Source organism: Streptomyces fulvoviolaceus, from assembly GCF_000718165.1.
Taxonomy (GTDB): Bacteria; Actinomycetota; Actinomycetes; order Streptomycetales; family Streptomycetaceae; genus Streptomyces; species Streptomyces fulvoviolaceus.
The window spans coordinates 1-872 of record NZ_JOEY01000150.1; the positions used below are offsets into that span (position 1 = coordinate 1).

Below are 872 nucleotides of genomic sequence, written 5' to 3' on the forward strand. Positions count from 1 at the left end.
TTCGACGTGGTCTACCTGCCGCCGATCCACCCGATCGGCCACACCTTCCGCAAAGGCCGCAACAACACCCTCTCCGCCGGCCCGGACGATGTCGGCGTGCCGTGGGCGATCGGCTCCCCGGAGGGCGGCCACGACGCCGTCCACCCGGCTCTGGGCACCATCGAGGACTTCGACCGGTTCGTCGCCGAGGCCACCGCGCTGGGCCTCGAGATCGCCCTGGACTTCGCCCTGCAGTGCTCCCCGGACCACCCCTGGGTGCAGAAACACCCCGAGTGGTTCCACCACCGCCCGGACGGCACCATCGCCTACGCCGAGAACCCGCCCAAGAAGTACCAGGACATCTACCCCATCGCCTTCGACGCCGACCTCGACGGCCTCATCACGGAGACGGTGCGGGTGCTGCGGCACTGGATGGACCACGGCGTGCGGATCTTCCGCGTGGACAACCCGCACACCAAGCCGGTCCTGTTCTGGGAGCGGGTGATCGCCGACGTCAATGCCACCGACCCGGACGTCATCTTCCTGGCCGAGGCCTTCACCCGGCCGGCCATGATGCACACCCTGGCCCAGACCGGCTTCCAGCAGTCCTACACCTACTTCACCTGGCGCAACACCAAGCAGGAACTCACCGAGTACCTCACCGAACTCTCCGGCGAGGCGGCCGCCTACATGCGGCCCAACTTCTTCGCCAACACCCCCGACATCCTGCACGAGTTCCTCCAGCGCGGCGGCCGCCCCGCCTTCGAACTGCGCGCGGTACTCGCCGCCACCCTCTCCCCCACCTGGGGCATCTACTCCGGCTACGAACTCTGCGAGAACACCCCGCTGCGGGACGGCAGCGAGGAATACCTCGACTCGGAGAAATACCAGAT

The 872-nt window shown here is 67.7% G+C and carries 1 pseudogene; it reads left to right on the forward strand.

The features are described 5' to 3' along the window. Positions 1 to 872: pseudogene (locus tag IG08_RS0153235) on the forward strand (alpha-1,4-glucan--maltose-1-phosphate maltosyltransferase); the annotation flags it as partial.